A 21,620-nucleotide genomic window follows, 5' to 3' on the forward strand; every position below is an offset into this window, starting at 1 on the left:
TGGCTTGAATCAGGACGCGGAGGGTATCAGAACCAGGCGCTTGGGAGCCAGGCGCCGGACGAGCCACGTGTCGCTGCCCACGCTGAGCCGGGCAGCGAGGCCTGTCAGTAAGCGCCCATGTAGTCGCGCTTGCCGACTTCCACACCGTTGTGGCGCAGCAGGTCATAGGCCGTGGTGACGTGGAAGAAGAACTGCGGCAGCGAGTAATGCAGCAGGTAGGTCTGGGTGTTCAGACGCTTTTCCTTCTCGGTACCAGGGCGAAGGACGATTTCGCGCGCCTCGTTGCCATCGACCTGTTCGGCCTTGATCGTATCGAGGAACGCCAGCACTTTGGTCAGCAGCGCTTGCAGGTCGGCGAAGGTGGTTTCGGTGTCTTCATACTTCGGCGGCTCAAGGCCGGCCAGTCGTGCGCCGGCGCCTTTGGCAAAATCAACGGCGATCTGCACCTGACGCACCAGCGGGAACATGTCGGGGAACAGACGCGCCTGCAGCAGGGCATCCGGCTGAATGTTCTTGGCGGTGGCGTGGGCTTCGCCTTTCGCCAGAACGGCGCTGAGGGCGGTGAGCATTTGCTTGAACACAGGAATCGAGGCAGCGTAAAGAGAAAGGGTCATGGCAGTTCCTGGGGAAATGAGTCGCACAGAGGCGGACGCGAACGCGGCTTGTCTTTTACCTCATCCACCCCCTACCCTCATAGCCTTTTCAACGCCTGGGAAATGGGTCATGTCTGACGAGCTGGATTCCGAAAACACCGTTGAAGCCTCGGGTGCGCTGCAGCTGAACAGCACCGAAGTGCGCATTCTGGGCTGCCTGATCGAAAAGCAGGCGACCCATCCCGAGACCTATCCCCTCACCCTCAACGCGCTGGTGCTGGCTTGCAACCAGAAAACCAGCCGCGAGCCGGTGATGAACCTGACGCCCGGCCAGGTCGGCCAGAGCCTGCGCGCGCTGGAAAGCCTGCAACTGACACGCCTGGTGATGGGCAGCCGGGCGGACCGCTGGGAACACCGCGTCGACAAAACCCTGGAGCTGGTGCCGGCGCAACTCATCCTCACCGGCCTGCTGTTGCTGCGCGGCCCGCAAACCGCCAACGAGCTGCTGACCCGCAGCCAGCGCATGCACGACTTCGAAGATACTGACGCAGTCGTGCATCAGCTGGATCGGCTGATCGGGCGCAGGCTGGCGGTGTTGATCCCGAAACAGGCAGGCCAGCGCGAAGACCGCTATATGCACGCACTGGGTGACCCGGCCGACATGGAGAGCATCCTCGCCGCCCGCGCGCATCCAGGTGAGCGCAGCGGTAGCGGCAATTCGGGCAGCGCGGGCAGCTCGGCGATGGCGGAGAGGGTCGAAGCCCTCGAAGCCCGCATTGCCGCCCTGGAAGAGCGGCTGGCATTGCTGGACGGTTAAGCGCGTTAACCCCGCGCGAACGCCGCCGCGGCCTGATACTGCACCTCGCTTGGCGTCACGCCGGTATAGAGAATGAACTGCTCCAGCGCCTGTATCGCCGCCACCTGGTCGCCGGTGATCAGGCGCTTGCCGAGCCGTTCGGCCTCGACAATAAACGGCGTTCGCGCCGGCGTGGCGACGACGTCAAACGCGGTATCGGCCTGATCGATGGCGGACACGTCGAAGGCCAGCGCTTCGGCTTGATCACCTGCCATCCCCAACGGCGTGACGTTCACCAGCAGCGGCGGACGCTCACTGCCCAGTTCGGCTTGCCACTCGAAGCCGCAAGTCTGTGCGAGCGCCCTGCCCGCCTGCTCGTTGCGGGCCACGATCAGCCCCTCAGTGAACCCGGCGTCGCGCAGGGCACAGGCGACAGCCTTGGCCATGCCACCGCTGCCGCGCAGGGCGAAGCGAGTGCGCGGCACTTCATGGGTGTCGACCAGTTGGGCAATGGCGATGTAATCGGTGTTGTATGCTTTCAAGTGGCCATCGGTATTGACGATGGTATTGATGGATTGAATGGCGGCGGCGGACGCATCCAGTTCATCAACGAGTGCAATGCAGGCCTCTTTAAACGGCATCGACACGCCGCACCCGCGAATGCCCAAAGAACGCATGCCGGCGATGGCCGCAGGCAGGTCGTTCGGCGAGAAGGCCTTGTAATAGAAGTTAAGACCCAACTGTTGATACAGGTGGTTATGGAAGCGAACGCCGAAGTTGCCCGGACGTCCGGCCAGCGACATGCACAACAGCGTTTCCTTACTGGCAGTGACCAACATGAAATCTCCCGAGTGGTATTAGAAGACGCCTGGGGAAAGGCGTAGAATCGCGGCGTTCTGGCGCTACACGTTTTTAACCGCGTTACAACGGCGCCAGCCCTTGTCATGAAAGTTGTCGAATACCTTACACAAAATTTACCCAACGGCCTCGCAGATAATTTCGAAACCGTTGTCTGAGAAGTTATCCCGTGGCAGTGCCTGAGCGTAACGCAGGCTCGCGACAACGGGAATGAACACCGAGGAACAGTCATGATTCGTCAGATCCCCAAAGTTGCCTTGTTGTTAGGCGCCCTCGCCCTCGCAGGCCAGGCTGAAGCCCATGGCGGCGGCCCGGGCTGGGGTGGAGCCGCCGTGATCGGTGCGGTCGTCGGCGGTGTTGTCGGCGCGGCAGTGGCGTCCGGTCCGGTTTACGCATCGCCCGCGCCGGTGTACTACTCGGCCCCGGCGCCTGTTTATTACGCGCCACCGCCGCCACCGCCGGTTTACTACCAGCCGGCTTATGTCGTTGAACGCCCGGTTGTCTACGCACCGCGTTACTACGGTCCGCCACGTTATTACGGCCCACCACCGGGCTACTATCACGGCTACCACGGTGGCGGTCGCTGGTAACGGCGGTCTGCTCCGGCCAGCAGGGCTGTCGATCCGTGGTCGCCAGCCCTCACCCACTACTGACCCCGCCTCCCTGGCGGGGTTTTTGTTTCCGGGCGTTTATGCCGGACTGCACGGTGTGCGCACATCCCCCATCAGCGTCCCTACCCGCTCATCAATGACAACTATCGAGCGCGGTGATTTTTGCCTCAAGCGGTCGCGCCGTACAGTAGCGCCATAGATTGATGGAGGCACTTATGACCAAGGTTCAAATCATGTCGGTTGTCGGCAGCGCAGTTCCCCCTCAGCTTCGTGAGCGCGGGCTGTTGGCGTGCTGGTACCTGATGCAGAACGGCGAGCCCGTGAGTGGTCCATTGCCTTCACTGCCGGCAGCGCAGGCCCTGTCCCAGCAACTTGAATGCCGCTCGCTCAACAGCTGAAACCCTATTCGCTCTTCCCTGTGAATCGTGCGTTGCTCCGCACACCCCTTTAGCCCGCCTCTTTAATGACGCGGGCTTTTTTTGCGCGGTGATCCGGTTTTGATGCGAAACCCAGTTCGGCAGGTGCGCCATGAAAGGCAATTTGACCCTTTTAAATACAGGCTTTTTGGATCCGCCACCTGAACCTGAGCTATACAATCGCGGTTTATTACCGAAACCCCGCACCACCCCATCGACAACTTCAGAAACTTGCTCCTAAAATGCGCCGAACTTGTTGTCGTGCTTGAAGAAAGTCCGACGTTCCACGCTATTTCCATCATTTAGTGAGCTTGGCTCTTGAAAATTCGCCCAACCGTCATCGGCCTATTATTTGCACTTACAGGCTGCGCACTTTCCACTGTCGCATTCTCCGCGACGGCGCTGGCCAATGAGCCGGTGGCGTTCAAGCGCGACCCGGCCAATCTGCATCTGGCCTCCGGCAGTTCCATGATCACCGACCTGCAAACCGGTCAGGTTCTGTATGCGAGCAACCCCGATATCGTCGTGCCGATCGCCTCAGTGACCAAGCTGATGACTGCGATGGTCACCCTCGACGCCAAGTTGCCCATGGACGAGATGATCAAGGTCGAAATCTCGCAAACGCCCGAAATGAAAGGCGTGTTCTCCCGGGTCAAGCTGGGCAGTGAGCTGAATCGCCACGACATGATGCTCATCACCCTGATGTCGTCGGAAAACCGCGCTGCGGCGAGCCTCGCCCACAGCTATCCGGGCGGCTATCCGGCGTTTATCCGGGCGATGAACGCCAAGGCCAAGTCGCTGGGCATGAACCATACCGTGTACATGGAGCCCACCGGGCTGTCGGTGTACAACGTTTCCACCGCACGTGACCTGACCAAGCTGGCCCTCGCCGCCCGCAATTACCCGATGCTGCGCGAGCTGAGCACAACGCCGGAGAAGACCGTCACCTTCCGCAAGCCGAATTACATCCTCGGCTTCAGCAACACCGACCATCTGGTGCGTAAATCCAACTGGGACATCAAGCTGACCAAGACCGGCTTCACCAACCAGGCCGGGCACTGTCTGGTGCTGCTGACCAGCATGGCCAATCGTCCGGTGTCCGTAGTCATTCTCGACGCCTTCGGCAAATACACCCACTTTGCCGATGCCAGCCGCATGCGCTTGTGGATGGAAACCGGCAAAAGCGGTCCGGCGCCGGAAGTCGCGCTGCAATACAAGAAAGAGAAGAACCAGGTGATGCGGCAGAAGGGTTTGCAGGCGTCGGAATAAGCCTTCGCGCCGCATTCAGTGGGCACCCGCCGGGCGCCCACTGATCAATGATTTGCCCTCGCCATGCGCTTGAGTATCACCACCATCCCCACGCCCAGCCCGGCCATGCCCACCAGCAACGCCGGGTAGCTGATCCACCACGGGATCGGCGTGGTCATCATGCTGTATTCCGACATCCCGCCAATTCCCGCCACCAGATTCAATGGCAGGAACACCACGTTGATCAGCGTGAGCTTGCGCAGCAGGTTATTGGTGTTGTTGTTGACCAGATTGCCCCGCGCATCCATCAGACTGGCGAACACCGTCGAGTAGATATTCGCCTGTTTGTGGCACTGCTCGTTCTCGATGATCATGTCTTCGATCAGCGCCAGGCTGTCGCCGGAAAACTGATGCTTGTGGGCGTGATTGCGCAGACGGGTCAACACCGAGCCATTGCTGTCGATGGCGTTGATGTAATAGACCAGGCTTTCGCTGAGGTTAAACATCTGCACCAGATGGCGGCTGTCCATCGACGCATTGAACTGCTGCTGCAATTCCCGGGCGATCATCTTGATCACCTTCAGGTGCCCCAGATAATGATGGATGTTGTGGAACAGCACCTCCAGCAACACGTCCAGCAGCGTGTGCATCGGCCGATGCTGTCCCAGATCGCCGAACTGTCGCTCGTCCGCGCAGATCAGCACCATATGATGGGGGCTGAGCAGCACCCCGAACGATGACACGTCAAAGGAAAAGGTATCTTTGCCCGAGTAGTTCTCCGGGCGCTTCCAGATCATGAACAGCGCGTCTGGATGAAACTCGATGCGCGACACCTCGTCGGGGTCGAGCGCCGAGGCCAGGGCGTGGTCATCCAGCTTGAAGCGCTCCAGCAGCAACGTCTTCTCCGCCGCATCCGGGTCGCTGAACCACAGCACGCTCGCCTCGGCCTCAGAGCATTCCCATAACCTGCCCGCCTCCAGGCGGTGGCCTTTGATCACCGGCCTAACCCGCCAGACCGCGACGTTTGATGTCGAGGCGGCGAATGAATTCCTCCAGCACCAGCGCGTACAGATCGTCCTGCAGCCAGGCGTCTTCGATGCCAGCGTCGAGGTTGGGGTTGTCGTTGACTTCGATGACCACCACGCGGTCGCCGGACTGCTTCAGGTCGACGCCATACAGGCCGTCGCCGATCAGGTTGGCGGTCTTCACCGCCAGGTCCACCACGGCCCGCGGCGCATCATGAACCGCCAGGGTCCGGCACTCGCCATTGACCTCCGCGTCGATGGCCTTGTGGTTATAAATCTGCCAGTGCCCCTTGGACATGAAGTACTGGCAGGCGAACACCGGCTTGCGGTTGAGCACGCCGATGCGCCAGTCGTATTCGGTGTAGAGGTATTCCTGGGCCAGCAGCAGCACCGAGTGCTCAAACAGCTCCCGCGCCGCGTCCTGCAACTGCTGCGCGTCCTGCACTTTGATTACGCCCTTGGAAAAACACCCGTCGGGAATTTTCAGCACCAGCGGAAAGCCCAGTCGTGCCGCGACGTGCTCCAGGTCATCCGGTCGCTCCTTGTAAAGGATTTCCGTAGCCGGCATGCCGAGCTTGTGGCTTTTGAGCAGGTCGGTCAGGTAGACCTTGTTGGTGCAGCGCAGGATCGACGCCGGGTCATCCATCACCACCAGCCCTTCGCTCTCGGCCTTCTTGGCGAAGCGGTAGGTGTGGTTGTCGACGCTGGTGGTCTCGCGGATCAGCAGCGCGTCGTATTCGGCCAGCCGCGAGTAATCCTTCTTCTCGATCAGCTCGACATCGACGCCCAGTTGCTGGCCGACGCGGATGAAGTTGTCCAGCGCCTTGCGGTTGGACGGCGGCAACGCTTCCTGGGGGTCGTGCAGAATCGCCAGGTCGTAGCGATAGGTGCGGCGCGAGCGCGGCTGGCGCCAGATCTTGCGGCTGAAGCTGTCGAGGGATTGAGCGAACTGGTCCTGCTGGTGATCGCGCAGGCGGGTCAAGGCGCCGGTCTTGATGCCGACGATGTGCCAGTTGTCGCGCTTGCGAAACTCCACCAGCAGGATCGGCGCCGGAAACGCTTCGAACAGCTGACGGGCCAGATCCTGCAACGGCGCAAGATCGGTCTGACCGAAATACAGGCTCAGGGTGAAGCCTTCGGTTTCGTCATACGGATGGTCACGCAGCGCATGTTCGAGGCGCTTGTCGAGGTCATCCAGGGCCAGGCCGTAAAGTGATTTACGGGTCAGCTCGCTGATGGTCTTCACCGACGGAATCACATGGTGCCCCCGGGCTTCGGCCAGCAGCGAGCAGTAATAACCGTGACCCAGGTAGCGGTAACTGCGGCAGAGGTTGATCACCTGCACCCGTTGCCCGGCATTGTCCTGGGGCGGGTTTTCCAGATAGTCCTGGGCGCTGATCAAATGTTCGCTGGGCAAGTAAGACGACCAGTCTTCGAGCCGCTCCACGACAATCAACAGTTGGCTTCGGGTTGAAACAGGTTTCAGCGGATTGACATTAAAAGTTGCCGAACGCTGAGGTTGTGCTGATACTTCGTCGGTCTTCACCGGCACCGCATTCATGAGTTGATCCTTCGGGAAACAGTCCTTTCTATAAAACATGGCTTTGTAGAAATGTCCCGTTTCGTTACTCACTCTTTACGGTGTCGGACATGAACTTTATATATCGCCTCGCCCAGCCTGCCGATGTGGATGAACTGTTGGTGCTGGAAAACCAGTGCTTTGAATCCGACCGCCTGAATGCCCGCAGCTTTCACTGGATGGTCACGCGGGCCAATGCGCGATTGATCGTGGCGCTGGGCGATCAGCCCGAACAACGCCTTGCCGGTTACGCGCTGGTACTGTTTCATCGCGGCACGTCTCTGGGTCGGCTTTACTCGCTGGCGATCAGCGACGGTGCCCGGGGCCAGGGCCTCGGGCAGCAACTGCTGGCCCAGGCTGAACAGCAAGCCCTTAAGCGTGAGTGTGCCTATTTGCGGCTCGAAGTCCGCCCGGACAACGCCCCGGCGATTCGCTTGTACGAGCGTAACGGCTATCGACTGTTCGACCGCATTGACGATTACTACGAAGACCACGCCCCGGCGCTGCGCTACGAAAAGCGCATCCGCGAACGCGCCACCGGCGTCACCCGCCATGTGCCTTACTACCCGCAAACGCTGGACTTCAGCTGTGGCCCGGCGTGCCTGCTGATGGCGATGAAAGCGCTGCAACCGCCACGCGCCATGCAGCGCCACGAAGAACTGCAGATCTGGCGCGAGGCGACCACGGTGTTCATGACCTCCGGCCATGGCGGTTGCAGCCCCCAGGGCCTGGCGCTGGCGGCGTTACGGCGCGGGTTCGAGGTCGGCCTGCAAGTGTCGGTGCGCGGGCCCTTGTTTCTCGCCGGGGTGCGCAGTGAAGAAAAGCGCGAAGTCATGCGCCTGGTGCATGAGGAATTCAGCCGCGAACTGGCCGCCAGCGAGGTTCGTCAGCTGGGCAGCGCACCGCTTAATCTCCGGCAACTGCAACAGGACAACGGCCTGGCACTGGTGTTGATCAGCAGCTATCGGTTGACCCGTTCCAAGGCGCCGCATTGGGTATTGGTGACGGGTTGCGACGATGACTTTGTGTTCTTGCACGACCCTGATATCGATCACAGCCAACAGCGTCAGGCCATGGATTGCCAATACATGCCGGTCAGTCATAAAGAGTTCGCCGGCATGAGTTGTTTTGGCGCCGACAAACTTCGCGCGGCGGTAGTGCTCTATCCACAAAAGTATCCGCAGACACCGGCACTTATATAAATGGCGTCAGGTGAAGCACTGTTCGCGTAAAGATCCCGTCGTATTGATTGCAGTTGAACAGGCAAACGGCATCAATAGGCGCTCGGCCTTTAGGCGATGGGTGGGACAAGCGTGATGGATAACTCGGTGATCGGTCTGGTGATTGTTTCGGTGATAGCGGTGTTCGGCCTCTCGGCGTTTTACGTTGATTTCGTTCACGCACGCCGCAAAAGCAATCCTTCACCTGCAAACGGCGCCGTTCGTGGCCATTCTCGCGCTGGAAGGGGTGCCGATGTTCGCGCCGATCAAATGGCGCATCCCATTGAAGAAGAGCCAGCCCGTTGATACGTCCCTGTCGCGCCGCTTCGCGCGGATCGGCCACATAGAGGCGTTGCTGTTGGTCATCATCGTCATCGCCGCCACGGGCATGGCGCGGGGAATCTTATTGAGCTGAGGTGTTTAATAACCGTGGAAAGCTGCTGACCCACGCGCAACCGCTGCATCGCCGAATGTCCGTAGGAGCCGGCTTGCTGGCGAACCGGTTGAGTCAGACATAAAGATGTTGACTGACAGAACGCGTTCGCCAGCAAGCCGGCTCCTACAGTTTCGGCGCAGCGGTCAGGTCACCCAGAAAAACATCAGGGTCAGGTTCGCGCCCGAGATCAGTCCGAACAGCCCCCAGGCCAGGGTTTTGGTCAGGCGGCTGTTGACGAACTGGCCCATCAATTGTTTGTCACTGGTGAAGCGAATCAACGGCCACAGGGCGAACGGCAGCTGCAGGCTGAGGACGACCTGGCTGAGCACCAGCATCTTGCCCACCGCGCCATCGCCGAACCAGATCACGCCGATAAGCGCCGGAATCAGCGCCAACCCACGGGTCGCCAGGCGGCGCTGCCAACACGGGATCTTCGCTTTCAGAAACCCTTCCAGCACCACCTGACCGGCGATGGTCCCGGTGAACGTTGAACTCTGCCCTGCCGCGAGCAGCGCGACCCCGAACAGCACGCTCGCCACGGCGCCGCCTACCAGCGGATCGAGCAAATGGTACGCGTCCTGAATTTCCACGACGTCGGTGTGACCGGTGCCGTGGAACGCGGCGGCGGCCAGGATGAGGATGGCGGCGTTGATCACCAGCGCCAGGCTCAGGGAGGCGATGGTGTCGAGCCGGGCGTAGCGAATGGCGCTGGCCTTGCTTTCGACTGACGTGCCGTTGACGCGGGTCTGCACCACAGATGAATGCAGGTACAGGTTATGGGGCATCACCGTCGCGCCAAGAATGCCGATGGCGATGTACAGCGGCTCTTGGTTGCTGAGCATCTCCCACGACGGTTTGAGCCCCGCCACGACGTCCGGCCAGAACGGTTTGATCAGCACCAGTTCGATAAAGAAGCACGTCGCGATGGTCGCGATCAGTCCCAGCACGATGGCTTCCAGACGCCGGAAATTGGCGCCCTGTAACGCGAGCACGATGACCGTATCGAACGCCGTCAGCGCCACGCCGGTGGTGATCGACACGCCCAGCAGCAAGTGGAACGCCAACGCCGCACCCAGCACTTCCGCCAGATCGGTGGCGAGGATCGACAGCTCGGCAAGAACCCACTGCCCCATGCCGACCCGATGGCTATAGCGCTCGGAGGACAGCTGGGCCAAATCGCGGCCGGTGGCAATGCCCAGGCGCGAGCACAAATTCTGCAGCACCATGCCCGACAGACTGGCCAGCACAACCACGAACAACAACGCATACCCAAAGCGCGAACCGGCTTCGATGGCGGTGGCCCAGTTGCCGGGGTCCATGTAGCCGATGGAGATCAACAGGCCGGGGCCGACGAACAGCATCAGCTTGCGCAGGAAAGACGCATTGGCGGGAATGGCGACGCTGTCGGTGGTCGCCGACGGGCAGAATGGCGCGGTGGCGGTGGTCGGGAGTTTGTACTTCACGGGAATCCGAAACGTGGTGGCGGTCAGCCCCGGAGCTTAAACGCGCAGAAATGTTTTGTCTTGAATCTCTGGGGCACTAACATGCTGCGTCTCACCGATTCGGAAAAACAATAATGCATGCCGCTTCTGATAGCCCTGATCACGCCCGCCCGACCCAGGACGGAATCGACCCGATACGCGCTGCGCGAATTTCCGCCCGCATCGACCGACTGCCCGCCGTCGCCACGATCTGGAAGCTGGTGGCGCTGCTGTCCATTGGTGGTTTCTTCGAACTCTACGATCTGTTCCAGACCGCCTACATCAGCCCTGGCCTGATTCGCGACGGGCTGTTTGCGACCGGCGCGCAGGGTGTATTCGGCTTTTCCGATCAAGCGGCGTTTGCGTCGGCGACGTTCCTGGGGCTGTTCCTCGGCGCCAGCCTGCTGAGCCCGATCGCGGATCGCTATGGTCGCCGCGCGATCTTCACCTTCGCGTTGATCTGGTACACCGTCGCCACCGTTTTGATGGGTATTCAGACGTCGGCACTGGGCATCATCTGCATGCGCTTTCTGGTGGGCATCGGTCTGGGCATCGAGCTGGTGACCATCGACGCGTACCTGTCGGAACTGGTGCCCAAGCGCATGCGCAGCTCGGCGTTCGCTTTCGCGTTTTTCGTGCAGTTCCTGTCAGTGCCGTCGGTGGCATTGATGTCCTGGTGGCTGGTGCCCCAGGATCCCTTCGGCGTCGCCGGCTGGCGGTGGGTGGTGCTGGCCAGTGCGGTGTTCGCGCTGTTCATCTGGTGGCTGCGCTCGCGCCTGCCCGAATCGCCGCGCTGGCTGGCGCAGCACGGCCGCTTCAGCGAGGCGGAAAAGATCATGGATGAGCTCGAAGCCCGTTGCGTCAAGGACCACGGCCAGGCGCTGGACGAACCGGAAACCCACAATGTGGCCGTCGAAGGCAAGGGCCGCTTCGCCGACATCTGGCAACCGCCGTATCGTCGCCGCGCGCTGATGCTGATTGTGTTTCATGTGTTCCAGGCGATCGGCTTTTTCGGCTTCGGCAACTGGCTGCCTGCGTTGCTCTCGGGTCAAGGCGTGAGCGTGACCCACAGTCTGGCGTATGCGTTCGTGATCACCCTCGCCTATCCGCTTGGGCCGCTGCTGTTCGTGAAGTTCGCCAACCGTTTCGAGAACAAGTGGCAAATTGTGGGCTCGGCCCTGGGCTCGATGATTTTCGGCACGCTGTTCGCGCAGCAGACGACGGCGGCCGGTCTGATCTTTTGCGGGGTGATGATTACGTTCTGCAATGCGTGGTTGAGTTTCAGTTATCACTCGTACCAGAGTGAATTGTTCCCGACCAATATTCGCGCCCGGGCGGTAGGGTTCTGTTATTCGTTCAGTCGTCTGTCGACGGTGTTCAGCAGTCTGTTGATCGGGCTGTTTCTGGATCACTTCGGCACGCCGGGGGTGTTGACGTTTATTGTGATGAGTATGTTGATCGTGATCATTACGATTGGCGGGTTTGGGCCGAAGACGCGGAATCTGGCGCTCGAAGATATTGCTCATCGCTAGCATCGCTAGGGGACTGATTTATTTACACCGCTTCACCGTAAATTAATCTGTCCCCGGTCCAGCGAAGAGCAAGAGCGTCTGCCTAACGGCACACATTTCGCCTTCGGCGAGTTACTTGGAAAAGCACCCCAAGTAACCAAGGGTGCTTGCTCCTGGCTAGGTTCCTCCTTCGTCGGAATACCCTCACTCCGACGACGCTCCGTGGGCCCGCGCCGAACGGACATCCATGTCCTGACGGCGCTCTCGCCGCATCCATGCGGCTCGGCCCACTGCGCGTCGTCTGCGTTCGGCCTGCACCAAAGTCGCGATTGGTGGTGTCTGGACTTTTTGGGTATGAAGATCAAAAGCAGATCAGGAGCAGATCAAGGGCAGATCAGGGGCAGATCAGGCGCGGAGGACTTGTGGGAGTGAGCTTGCTCACGAAGGGTCAGGACATCCACCGGATGTCTGGTGTTTGAAACTGATCGTTCCCCCGCTCTGCGTGGGAAGGCATCCCGTGACCCTCCGCGTCACCTCCACCGGCCTGAATGCGCGTCGTCTGCGAGACGCGGAGCGTCCAGGGCGGCGTTACCACGCGGAGCGTGGGAACGATCAGACGGATATCTGGTGTTTGAGATAAAGCATTCGCGAGCAAGCTCGCTCCCACAGGAAGTGTGGCTGATCAGCAATACTGTCGGCGCCTGGGCTGGCCTCTTCCCGGCTAAAGCCGGTCCCACTAAAAGCAACGCGTGCATTCAGTGAGATTGGCTCCGACTGTAGGACCGGCTTTAGCCGGGAAGCTTTCGCTCTGCATCTGCATCTGCATCTGCATCTGCATCTGCATCTGCATCTGCATCTGCCTTTGATTTTGATCTTCAAACACAAGAAGTTCAGGCACCACCAATCGCGACTTGGGTGCAGGCTGAACGCAGGTCTCGTGGAGTGGGCCGAGCCGCATGGATGCGGCGAGAGCGCCGTCAGGACATGGATGTCCGTTCGGCGCGGGCTCACGGAGCAAGACCGGAGTGAAGGAACTCCGAGGAACGAGGGGCCCAACCAGGAGCAGGCACTTTTGCTTACTTTTGGTGCTTTTCAAAAGTAAGTCGCCGAAGGCGAAACAGTCTGCCCCCAGGCAGACGCTCTTGACGTTAAGGATCTTGATCTTAAGGATCTTGATCTGAAAAAACCTACCGGATCCCCAACCGCCTGGCGAGCCGACTCAGATTCGCGCGATCAACATCCAGCTCCCGCGCCACATCTGCCCATTTCCCGCCATGCCGCTCCAGCGCCTCACCAATCAACCGCCTTTGAAACCCGTCCACCGCCCCCTTCAGCCCCTCGCCCGGCTGAGTCGCCGGCAGGTCCTCGCTCGCCTGCAACACAGCAGGCGCAGCGACCCGCAACTCATCCAGCCCCAGAACATCCGCATCGATCGTCAAAATCCGCGGCCGCTCGCGATGCACCGACAGCGCCTTGAGCACTGCCCGGCTGATCAAATGCTCCAGCTCCCGCACGTTCCCCGGCCATGGGTACGCCAACAGCACCGCCTGCCCCTCAGGACTCATGCGCAAACTGCGCAGCCCCATCCGCGCCCGGTTCTCCTCCAGGAAATACCCCGCCAGCAGCAACACATCGCGACCCCGCTCGCGCAACGGCGGCACCACCAACGGGTAAACACTCAGGCGGTGATAGAGATCCGCGCGGAAGCGCCGGCGCGCACCTCCTCCGCCAGATCACGGTTGGTCGCAGCGATGATGCGCACGTCCACGCGATGCTCCTGATCGGAACCGACGCGCTGCAACTGGCCGCTCTGCAACACCCGCAGCAGCTTCGACTGGACTGGCAGCGGCAACTCGCCCACCTCGTCGAGGAACAGCGAACCGCCATGGGCCAGCTCGAACTTGCCGCTGCGGCTGCTGACCGCGCCGGAAAACGCACCTTTGACGTGACCGAACAACTCGCTTTCCACCAACAGCTCCGGCAGCGCGGCGCAGTTGAGGCTGATCAGCGGCTTCTGCGCCCGCGGCGACTGCACGTGAATGGCCTCGGCGACCAGTTCCTTGCCGACGCCGGTTTCGCCGGTGATCAGCACCGTCAGCGGGCTGTTGCCCACCAACTGGATTTCCTGCTGCAAACGCTTGTGCACCGGGCTCTGCCCGATCAGCTCCAGGGCCCGCGTCCGCCCGCGGCGCGTTTGTAAACCTCTGCCAACAGGCGTTGATCCTCAAACCCGCGCGCCAGTTGGCTGATCCGTTCGCTGGCCATCACCGTCGCCGCCGCGAGGCTGGAAAACGCCTGAAGGTCGCCCAGATCGACCCGGCCAAAGCGTGCCGGATCGAGGGAGTCCAGCGTAATCACCCCCACAGCGTGTTCTGCACGTAGAGCGGGCAGCCGAGGCAATCGTGCACTTCCAGATCGCCATGTACGCCCTCGACCAGCCCGTCGTACGGGTCTGGCAAATCGCAGTCGGTGGAAAACCGCGTGGGTTCGCGGTTTTGCAAAATGATGTCCAGCCGCGGGTGCTCCCCCAGCCGGAATCGTCGCCCCAGCGTGTCCGGGCTCAGGCCCTCGACGGACAACGGCACCAGCGCCTCATCCTCAAGCTTGAGCAACGCCACCGCGTCGCAGGGGAATAACTGTCGCAACGAGCGCAGCAGCCGGCGATAGCGCTCATCGTCCGGCAAGTCCCGGGACAGGTCGGCGACCAGCGGAATCAGCGCCAGCAGTAGAGGATGAGTCATCAAAGCTCCCGGTCATGTCATGGGAAGGAGGCGCGGTGGGCGGGTCATTATGACGTCGGTGAGAGTCTAAACGACAACACCCTGGCCGATCCTACCCCTGCCGACGCAATGGAGGGCGGTCTGAACACCGCCAGGCAGAGATCGCCGGATTAAAGACGGCATTAAACCGTCATTCTCTAGAAGTCATTCGTTGGTCGCCAACGCTACGGCGGCGGCAGTCTCAACAATCAAAAGCAACCCCCGCAGACTTTCGTAAAAGAAGTCCCCTGTCATTCTGACGCCACCCTACCGACGTATTAAACGAAGCCCTTTAATTTAAATGAAAGTGGTGAAAATCTTATTTTGTTTATAGTCCGTTGACCCTAAAGGAGCACTCACTATGGCCAGAATTCAGGGACGAGTTCTTGAAACTTCCCCTCCCTTGGTAGTTGATCTCGACGGCACGTTACTGCGCTCGGACCTGCTCATGGAAACGGCCATGGCGTTTATTCGAGGCCAGCCGCTGAAAGCCTTGAAAATGCTCGGCTGGCTGTTCAAAGGCAAAGCCGCTCTGAAGGAAGGCCTGGCCCTCAGCACCGAAATAGACGTCTCCGTGCTGCCTTACGATCCGCAGATCATCGAGATGATCCAGCGCGAAAGAGACACCGGACGCATGGTGGTGCTGGCGACGGCAAGTCATGTAAGTCTCGCCGAGCGCATCGCCGATCACCTTCAGTTATTCGATCTGGTGCTGGCGTCCAACACCAACCGCAACTTGTCCGGCCACAACAAGCGGGACCTGTTGGTGGCGCACTTCGGCGAGGGCGGTTTCGACTACATCGGCAACTCCAAAGATGACTTGCCGATATGGAACGTGTCTCGGCAGGCCTATGTGGTCAATCCCGACCGCGGAGTGGAAGCCAACGTAAAAGCGCAAGTCCGCGTTGAGCCAACCATTCGCAGCAACACGCCGAGCTTGCGAGACTGGCGCAGGGCCCTGCGCATGCACCAGTGGCTGAAAAACGCGCTGATCTTCGTTCCGCTGCTGGCGTCCCACCGGCTGGCCCAGTTCGAACTGATGCGTGACGGCGTCATTGCGTTTCTGTGCTTCGGCCTGTGCGCCTCCAGCGTCTACATCCTCAACGACCTGCTGGACCTGTGCGACGACCGCCATCACAAAAGCAAATGCAATCGGCCGTTCGCCAGCGGCCGTCTGTCGATCAAGGCCGGTCTGGTGATGGTGCCGACGCTGCTGGCGATGGCCTTCGGCGCCGCGCTCTTGCTCTTGCCGTGGCAATTTTCGGCGGTGATGGCCGCCTATTACGGCCTGACCCTGACCTACTCGCTGAGACTCAAACGCCTGATGGCCTGGGACGTGATCGCCCTGGCGATGCTGTATACCGCCCGGATCATCGCCGGCGTGGCGGCGTTCAGCCTGACGTTGACCTTCTGGATCCTCGCGTTCTCGATGTTCATCTTCCTCAGCCTGGCGATGGTTAAACGCTACGCCGAGCTGCGTGATGCCCGCGCCCGGGAGGTCAATACCTTCGCTCGCGGCCGGGGTTACCACCCGGGCGATCTGGACATGATCGCTTCGTTGGGGGCGTCTTCGGGCTACCTCGCAGTGATGGTGTTGGCGCTGTATATCCAGGACGCGAAAACCACCGAACTGTACGTCACGCCACACATCATCTGGCTGGCCTGCCCGCTGCTGCTGTTCTGGGTGACGCGGGTGTGGATGCTGACCCATCGCGGGCAGATGAATGAAGACCCGGTGGTGTTCGCCATCCGCGACCGCACCAGCCAGCTGATCGGCGCTGCGTTTCTGATGATGTTCTGGATCGCCGCATGAGCACGCCGTTGTATTCCTGGGGACGTTTTCCCCGCCACCCGCAACGCGGTCATGGCTGTGTGTGGCTCGACGAATTGCCTGCGCAAATGGACCACGTGATCGGCGCCCACCGCAGCAGCCTGCCCTATGGCAACGGCCGCAGTTACGGCGACAGTTGTCTGGCCGCCAGCGATCAGGTGCTGCACATGCGCTCGCTGGATCGGCTGATCGAGGCCGACTGGAGCACCGGGGTGATCAAGGCGGAGGCCGGTATTACCCTCGCTGAAGTGCTCGCCGTGGCCATCCCCCAGGGCTGGTTTTTGCCGGTGACGCCCGGGACCCAGTTCGCGACGCTGGGCGGCGCCATCGCCAACGACGTTCACGGCAAGAACCATCACGTACGCGGCACCTTTGGCCGTCATGTGCTGGGCTTCGGCCTGCTGCGCCACGGCGAGCCGGAAGTGATCTGCTCGCCTGACGCCCACCCTGACCTGTTCGCCGCGAGCATCGGCGGCCTCGGCCTGACCGGGGTGATTCACTGGGCGCAGATTCAGTTGATGCCGATCCGTGCCAGCCAGATTGACACCACCACGGTGCGCTTCGCCAATCTGGCCGAATTCTTTGCGCTGTCTGCCGAGCTCGACGCGGGTCATGAATACAGCGTCGCCTGGGTCGACTGTCTGGCCAGAGGCGCGGAGACCGGACGCGGCGTATTCATCGTCGGTGATCACGCGCAATACGGCTCCCTCGACGTCGTTCAACGCAAGAGGCTCAGCGTGCCGCTGACGCCGCCGGTATCGCTGATCAACAACGTCTCCCTCAGCGCTTTCAACAGCCTGTACTGGCGCCTACACCCCAGCCAGCGCAAACCGGGCCGCAGCGCCTACGAACCCTTTTTCTACCCCCTCGACCGAATCCTGCACTGGAACCGGATTTACGGTCGTCGGGGTTTTCAGCAATACCAATGCGTGGTGCCTGCAGTGAATGCCGAAGCGGCCATGGGCGAACTGCTGCGCACCATCGCTAAGGCCGGTCAGGGTTCGTTTCTCGCCGTGCTCAAGCGCTGCGGCGATATGGCCTCGCCAGGCCTGCTGTCGTTCCCCATGGAAGGCACTTCCCTGGCCCTGGATTTTGCCCAGAGCGAGGCCCTGGAAAAGGTGCTGTTCCCGCGTCTGGACGACATCGTTCGCGCCGCCGGCGGGCGCTTGTATCCGGCCAAGGACGCCCACATGACTGGCGCCGATTTCCGCCGCGCCTACCCCGCCTGGGAGCAGCTGGAAGCGCTGCGCGATCCCTCTTTGATGTCCCGTTTCTGGAGCCGTGTGATCTTATGAAAACTGCAGTGAAGAAAGTCCTGATCATCGGCGCCACCTCCGCCATCGCCAGTGCGTGCGCGCGTTTGTGGGCCACGGAAGGCAGCGATTTTTCCTCGTGGCACGCAACGTCGAGAAGCTGCAGCAGACCGCCGCCGACCTCAAGGCGCGTGGCGCGACCAACGTCACGCTGCACGAGATGGACGCCAACGATATCGAGGCGCACCCCTTGATGATGGGCCGCTGCCTGACCGCCCTGGGCCAGATCGACATCGCCCTGATCGCCCACGGCACACTGCCCGACCAGAAGGCCTGCGAGCGTGACGTGCACATGGCGCTGAAGGAATTCGCCAACAACTGCACGTCGGTGATCGCCTTGCTGACGGTGCTGGCGATGCAGTTCGAGACCCAGCGCTGCGGCAGTCTGGCGATCATTTCTTCGGTGGCGGCTGATCGCGGCCGCCCTTCCAACTACCTCTACGGCAGCGCCAAGGCGGCGGTGTCGACCTACTGCGAAGGCTTGCAGGCGCGGCTGTTCAAGGTCGGCGTGCACGTCACCACCATCAAGCCGGGCTTCGTGGATACGCCGATGACCCAGGGTCTGTCGTTGCCGGCGGCCTTGCTGGCACAACCGGCGCAGGTCGCCCAGCGCATCGTCAAGGGCATCGCCAACAAGGTGCCGACGCTGTACGCACCGGGTTTCTGGGCGCTGATCATGCTGGTCATCCGTTCGATCCCGCAGCCGGTGTTCAAGAGGCTGAACCTGTGAGCGAAGCCGTGCCCGAGACTTTGCACCTGTCCGGCTGGCGCTACCGCGCGGTGCTGCTGTCGGTGGTCGGTTCGGCGCTGGGCTATCTGGCCTTTTCGCTGTGGGGCGGCTGGCAGGCAGTGGGCGCTGCGGTGAGCGAGGTCGGGCTGATCGGCATTGTCATCGCGCTGTTCATGTCGTCGGTCAATTACGGCCTGCGCTTCGTGCGCTGGCAGACCTACCTGAAGGTGCTTGGCCATCCGATGCCGTGGCGCCCGAGCCTGAACATTTACCTGGCCGGCTTTGCCCTGACCACCACGCCGGGCAAGGCCGGTGAAGCGTTGCGCGGCGTGTTGCTGAAACGCTGGGGCGTGCCCTACCCGCAGAGTTTCGCGGCGTTTTTCAGCGAGCGCCTGTCGGACCTGTTTGCGGTGGTGCTGCTGACCCTGTTCGGCCTGTCGCTGTACCCCCAGGCGTGGCCGATGATTGTGGTCGGCGTGGCGCTGGTGGCGGTCGGGCTGGTCGTGCTGTCGCAACGTCGGCTGCTGGAGCGCATCACCGAAACGGTGCCGGCCGGTGGCGGCAAGGCACTCGGCCTGCTTCGCCATCTGCTGCAGGTGCTGGTGCATGCGCAGCAATGCCATCGCCTGCGCCTGATGCTCGGCCTGACCGCGCTGAGCGTTGTCGCCTGGAGCGCCGAAGCCCTGGCGTTCGACTGGATTCTGAAATGGATGGGCGCCGACATCCCGCTGACCTTTGCGGTGTTCGTCTACGCCCTGGCGATGCTGGCCGGCGCGGTGAGTTTCATGCCTGGTGGAATGGGCGGCGCGGAGGCGGTGATGGTCGGGCTGTTGGTCTGGAAAGGCATGGACGGCGCCGACGCCGTGGCCGCCACCGTACTGATTCGTCTGGCCACCCTGTGGTTCGCCGTGGCCATTGGCGCGGTGATGCTGATCAAACTCAAAGGCGAGGCGACGACGCCTCGGGTTCAACCGATTTAATAACGCTTTTCGACGGGATTAAAGGGACAGGAGTGCAAGTCATGGTGGCAGCAGTACGTTATCGAGCGTTGTTTGGCATTCCTCTGTTATTGGCGGTGGCCGCCGTTCTCTGGAGCTTTCTGGCGTCCAGCGGACCGATTCAATGGATGGACAACGGGATCTTCATCGCCGACGCCTCGGAGGGCCGCTATTTCAGCGACACCCTCGGGCCGCTGGATCACCCGTTGTACCTGTTCGTCACCACCGCGCTGTTCGCTCATTTCGGGCCGCTGGTGCTGAGTTTCATGAACTCGATGCTGCTGATTCCACTGGGCTGGGCGATTTTCCGCCTGGCCAAGGGCGTCGGCGCCACGTCGCAGCAAGCCTTGCTGGCGATTGCCGCCGCGCTGCTGTGCCATTGCGTGTTCTGGGTCTCGACCAAAGCGGAGGTGTACCTGCTGCACACGCTGCTGGTGACCTTGGCGTATATGGTGCATTTTCGCGATAAATCGCGCCTGGGTCTGCTCACCGCGCTGTTCATCATCGGCATGCTCACAGGCCTTGCCGCCGCCATTCATCAACTGACGTTCATCGTGCTGTTTCCGCTGTACGTGCAACTGGTCTGGCAGCACAGGGCGCGGGTTTTGCTGACGATTCCGGGCTTTGTGCTGGGCTTTGCGGTGGCGATCCCCGGCATCTTGCAGGAGCTGCAGAACGGCCTGAGCCTGATCGATATCGGTCATCGTTACCTGATCGGCATCCCCGACAAAACCACCGAGCAGAGCTGGCAGGGTTCGCTGTTTCGCTTCGACGACATGTGGCACGAGAAAAACTCGGTGGCGCTGCTGATGCTGTCGCTGCTCGGCCCGCAACTGGTGGCGCTGGTGCTGTTTCCCAAAAGCCGGCGCCTGCGACTGTTGTGGTGCGCGGCGGTGCTGAACTTCCTCTTTGCGGTGTCTTACAACGTCACCGACCGCTTCACGTTTTTTCTGCCGGGGGCGGTGCTGTTGAGCATCATCGGCGTGATTCATGTGCAGGCGTGGCTGGCGCGACGCAACGCCGCCGTGGTCGCCTATGCCCTGCCCTTCAGCGGCCCGGTGACGATCCTCGCGGTGTACGCGATTTACGCCGGCGGCGTCGTCGCGCTGCCGACCCACAAGGAAGCGCTGCCTTTCCGTGACGATATCCATTACTTCATGGCGCCGTACCTGCGTGATCGGTCGGCGGAGGCCTTCATCCAGAGTTACGAACAATCGGCCCCGCCAGGCGCGCTGATCGTTGCCGACTGGACGCCCAACGGCGCATTGCGTTCCGCGCAAGCCAGCGGGCTGCTCAAGGGGCGAACCATTGCGCTGTGCGAAGGCGCGCAGGACATCGAGTCCTATCTCAGCGGGCCTGGCGCCTTCCTCGCGCGGACCAGTTATTGCTCAAGCATCTCGGACCGTTTCGATCTGCAGACGCTGGCGGTGGGATACGAGCTGCACGCGAAATAGACAAACAGAGGGAAGAAAGCCCCCGCGACGAGCCAATCGTTGCAGGGGCTTTTTGTATTTATGGCGGCGTGGGATTCGACGGGAAGAGATTCCTGCAGTGTTCCCCCCTTGAACCTCGTTGAACTTGGAATGACCGTCCGTCGGGTGGAATGCACCTCTTGCGTCGCGCGACTGACCAATAGGTATCCATGACAACAAAGGGATTCACATCATGATCAAGACAAAATTGACTGCCCTGACCCTCGCTGGCCTGATGGCTGTTGCCACGGGCTCTGCATTCGCCGGCTCCACAGGCCCGACCGATCCGGTCGACAAAAACGGCCCGAAGCCAAGCACGTCCACCAGCGGTCAGAATAACGACGGCAGCTCCCCAGGCACGTCTACTCCAGGCACCAAAGGCATGGGCAGCACCAACGGGACCACCCGTGGCGACGCTGACGGCGGTGGCATGACCAACGGCAGCGGCATGGGCGGCAGCGGCGGCGGCACTGGTGGTGGCGCGAGCGGCTCCAGCGGTAGCAAATAACGCGATGTGATGACCGTGTTTGCTTGAGCGCAAAAGCGCCGGGGCAGCACTGAATACGATGAAGGGCCGAATCTGATTCGGCCCTTTTTTCGTTTCGGGCATTTGATTGACCCAATGGATTTTGGAGCCGTCGCGCGGGCGGCAATTGGCCTCCCCATCTTCCGGGCGATTGGACGTAGCCCCCGTACCTCCGCAGCCTTAGCGTAGCAGTCATCAATCGCTGCCGGATGACCCG

The 21,620-nt window shown here is 61.3% G+C and carries 17 protein-coding genes and 2 pseudogenes; 13 read left to right on the top strand and 6 right to left on the bottom strand.

The window, feature by feature from the left end; translation table 11 throughout:
- Nucleotides 1-104: 104 nt before the first annotated feature.
- Nucleotides 105-614 carry a DUF1993 domain-containing protein gene (locus JN403_RS20150; protein ID WP_074887234.1) on the bottom strand — a complete coding sequence of 170 codons (510 nt, stop codon included), beginning with the start codon at nucleotides 612-614 and terminating at the stop codon, nucleotides 105-107.
- A gap of 109 nt (nucleotides 615-723) precedes the next feature.
- Here JN403_RS20150 and JN403_RS20155 point away from each other — a divergent pair, with 109 nt between their 5' ends.
- Nucleotides 724-1,410: a DUF480 domain-containing protein gene (locus JN403_RS20155; RefSeq protein ID WP_205484013.1), complete on the top strand. Its 687-nt coding sequence runs from the start codon at nucleotides 724-726 to the stop codon at nucleotides 1,408-1,410.
- A 5-nt stretch (nucleotides 1,411-1,415) separates the two neighbouring features.
- On the opposite strand, the gene JN403_RS20160 is transcribed toward JN403_RS20155, so the two are convergent.
- Nucleotides 1,416-2,228 carry a shikimate 5-dehydrogenase gene (locus tag JN403_RS20160; RefSeq protein ID WP_205484014.1) on the bottom strand — a complete coding sequence of 271 codons (813 nt, stop codon included), beginning with the start codon at nucleotides 2,226-2,228 and terminating at the stop codon, nucleotides 1,416-1,418.
- Nucleotides 2,229-2,477: 249 nt separating this feature from the next.
- On the opposite strand from JN403_RS20160, the gene JN403_RS20165 reads away from it, so the two are divergent.
- The 3 genes from JN403_RS20165 (at nucleotide 2,478) to pbpG (ending at nucleotide 4,543) form a co-directional block, all read left to right on the top strand.
- Nucleotides 2,478-2,837 carry a hypothetical protein gene (locus JN403_RS20165; RefSeq protein ID WP_122538147.1) on the top strand — a complete coding sequence of 120 codons (360 nt, stop codon included), beginning with the start codon at nucleotides 2,478-2,480 and terminating at the stop codon, nucleotides 2,835-2,837.
- A 236-nt stretch (nucleotides 2,838-3,073) separates the two neighbouring features.
- Nucleotides 3,074-3,256 carry a hypothetical protein gene (locus tag JN403_RS20170; protein WP_122538145.1) on the top strand — a complete coding sequence of 61 codons (183 nt, stop codon included), beginning with the start codon at nucleotides 3,074-3,076 and terminating at the stop codon, nucleotides 3,254-3,256.
- A 336-nt stretch (nucleotides 3,257-3,592) separates the two neighbouring features.
- On the top strand, nucleotides 3,593-4,543 hold the full coding sequence (gene pbpG / locus JN403_RS20175) for a D-alanyl-D-alanine endopeptidase (protein WP_205484015.1): 951 nt from the start codon (nucleotides 3,593-3,595) through the stop codon (nucleotides 4,541-4,543).
- 44 nt (nucleotides 4,544-4,587) lie between these two features.
- On the opposite strand, the gene JN403_RS20180 is transcribed toward pbpG, so the two are convergent.
- Both JN403_RS20180 and JN403_RS20185 read right to left on the bottom strand, forming a co-directional pair.
- Complete coding sequence (locus tag JN403_RS20180) at nucleotides 4,588-5,520, bottom strand: magnesium transporter CorA family protein (protein ID WP_205484016.1); 933 nt, start codon at nucleotides 5,518-5,520, stop codon at nucleotides 4,588-4,590.
- A 4-nt stretch (nucleotides 5,521-5,524) separates the two neighbouring features.
- Nucleotides 5,525-7,108, bottom strand: coding sequence for a RimK family protein (locus tag JN403_RS20185; RefSeq protein WP_205484017.1), 1,584 nt, complete (start codon nucleotides 7,106-7,108; stop codon nucleotides 5,525-5,527).
- Nucleotides 7,109-7,197: 89 nt separating this feature from the next.
- Between JN403_RS20185 and JN403_RS20190 the strand changes: the two genes are divergently transcribed.
- Nucleotides 7,198-8,328 (top strand): GNAT family N-acetyltransferase/peptidase C39 family protein, encoded by a 1,131-nt coding sequence (locus tag JN403_RS20190; protein WP_205484018.1) that lies wholly within the window; start codon nucleotides 7,198-7,200, stop codon nucleotides 8,326-8,328.
- Between the two features lie 184 nt (nucleotides 8,329-8,512).
- Nucleotides 8,513-8,761: a DUF2214 family protein gene (locus JN403_RS20195; protein ID WP_205484019.1), complete on the top strand. Its 249-nt coding sequence runs from the start codon at nucleotides 8,513-8,515 to the stop codon at nucleotides 8,759-8,761.
- Between the two features lie 164 nt (nucleotides 8,762-8,925).
- Here the strand turns inward: JN403_RS20195 and JN403_RS20200 are convergent, their stop codons facing one another.
- Nucleotides 8,926-10,245, bottom strand: coding sequence for an Nramp family divalent metal transporter (locus tag JN403_RS20200; RefSeq protein WP_205484020.1), 1,320 nt, complete (start codon nucleotides 10,243-10,245; stop codon nucleotides 8,926-8,928).
- Nucleotides 10,246-10,358: 113 nt separating this feature from the next.
- On the opposite strand from JN403_RS20200, the gene JN403_RS20205 reads away from it, so the two are divergent.
- Entirely contained in the window at nucleotides 10,359-11,795 is a 1,437-nt protein-coding gene (locus JN403_RS20205) for an MFS transporter (protein ID WP_205484021.1), read from the top strand.
- Nucleotides 11,796-12,961: 1,166 nt separating this feature from the next.
- On the opposite strand, the pseudogene norR reads toward JN403_RS20205, so the two are convergent.
- Nucleotides 12,962-14,518, bottom strand: a pseudogene (gene norR, locus JN403_RS20210) (nitric oxide reductase transcriptional regulator NorR).
- Between the two features lie 376 nt (nucleotides 14,519-14,894).
- Between norR and JN403_RS20215 the strand changes: the two are divergent.
- From JN403_RS20215 to JN403_RS20240, 6 genes and pseudogenes are all read left to right on the top strand, one after another.
- Nucleotides 14,895-16,346, top strand: a complete 1,452-nt coding sequence (locus JN403_RS20215; RefSeq protein WP_205484022.1) for a UbiA family prenyltransferase — start codon at nucleotides 14,895-14,897, stop codon at nucleotides 16,344-16,346.
- Nucleotides 16,343-17,659: an FAD-binding oxidoreductase gene (locus JN403_RS20220; protein ID WP_205484023.1), complete on the top strand. Its 1,317-nt coding sequence runs from the start codon at nucleotides 16,343-16,345 to the stop codon at nucleotides 17,657-17,659. Before JN403_RS20215 ends, JN403_RS20220 begins: the two co-directional genes overlap by 4 nt.
- A gap of 8 nt (nucleotides 17,660-17,667) precedes the next feature.
- Nucleotides 17,668-18,407: pseudogene (locus tag JN403_RS20225) on the top strand (SDR family oxidoreductase).
- 8 nt (nucleotides 18,408-18,415) lie between these two features.
- A complete protein-coding gene (locus JN403_RS20230) occupies nucleotides 18,416-19,387 on the top strand; it encodes a lysylphosphatidylglycerol synthase transmembrane domain-containing protein (protein WP_205487558.1) in 972 nt (323 codons plus the stop codon).
- Nucleotides 19,388-19,428: 41 nt separating this feature from the next.
- Entirely contained in the window at nucleotides 19,429-20,859 is a 1,431-nt protein-coding gene (locus tag JN403_RS20235; RefSeq protein ID WP_205484024.1) for a DUF2723 domain-containing protein, read from the top strand.
- 211 nt (nucleotides 20,860-21,070) lie between these two features.
- Nucleotides 21,071-21,385: a hypothetical protein gene (locus JN403_RS20240; RefSeq protein ID WP_122624690.1), complete on the top strand. Its 315-nt coding sequence runs from the start codon at nucleotides 21,071-21,073 to the stop codon at nucleotides 21,383-21,385.
- Nucleotides 21,386-21,620 lie beyond the last annotated feature (235 nt).

This window comes from Pseudomonas sp. 15A4, from assembly GCF_016925575.1.
Taxonomy (GTDB): Bacteria; Pseudomonadota; Gammaproteobacteria; order Pseudomonadales; family Pseudomonadaceae; genus Aquipseudomonas.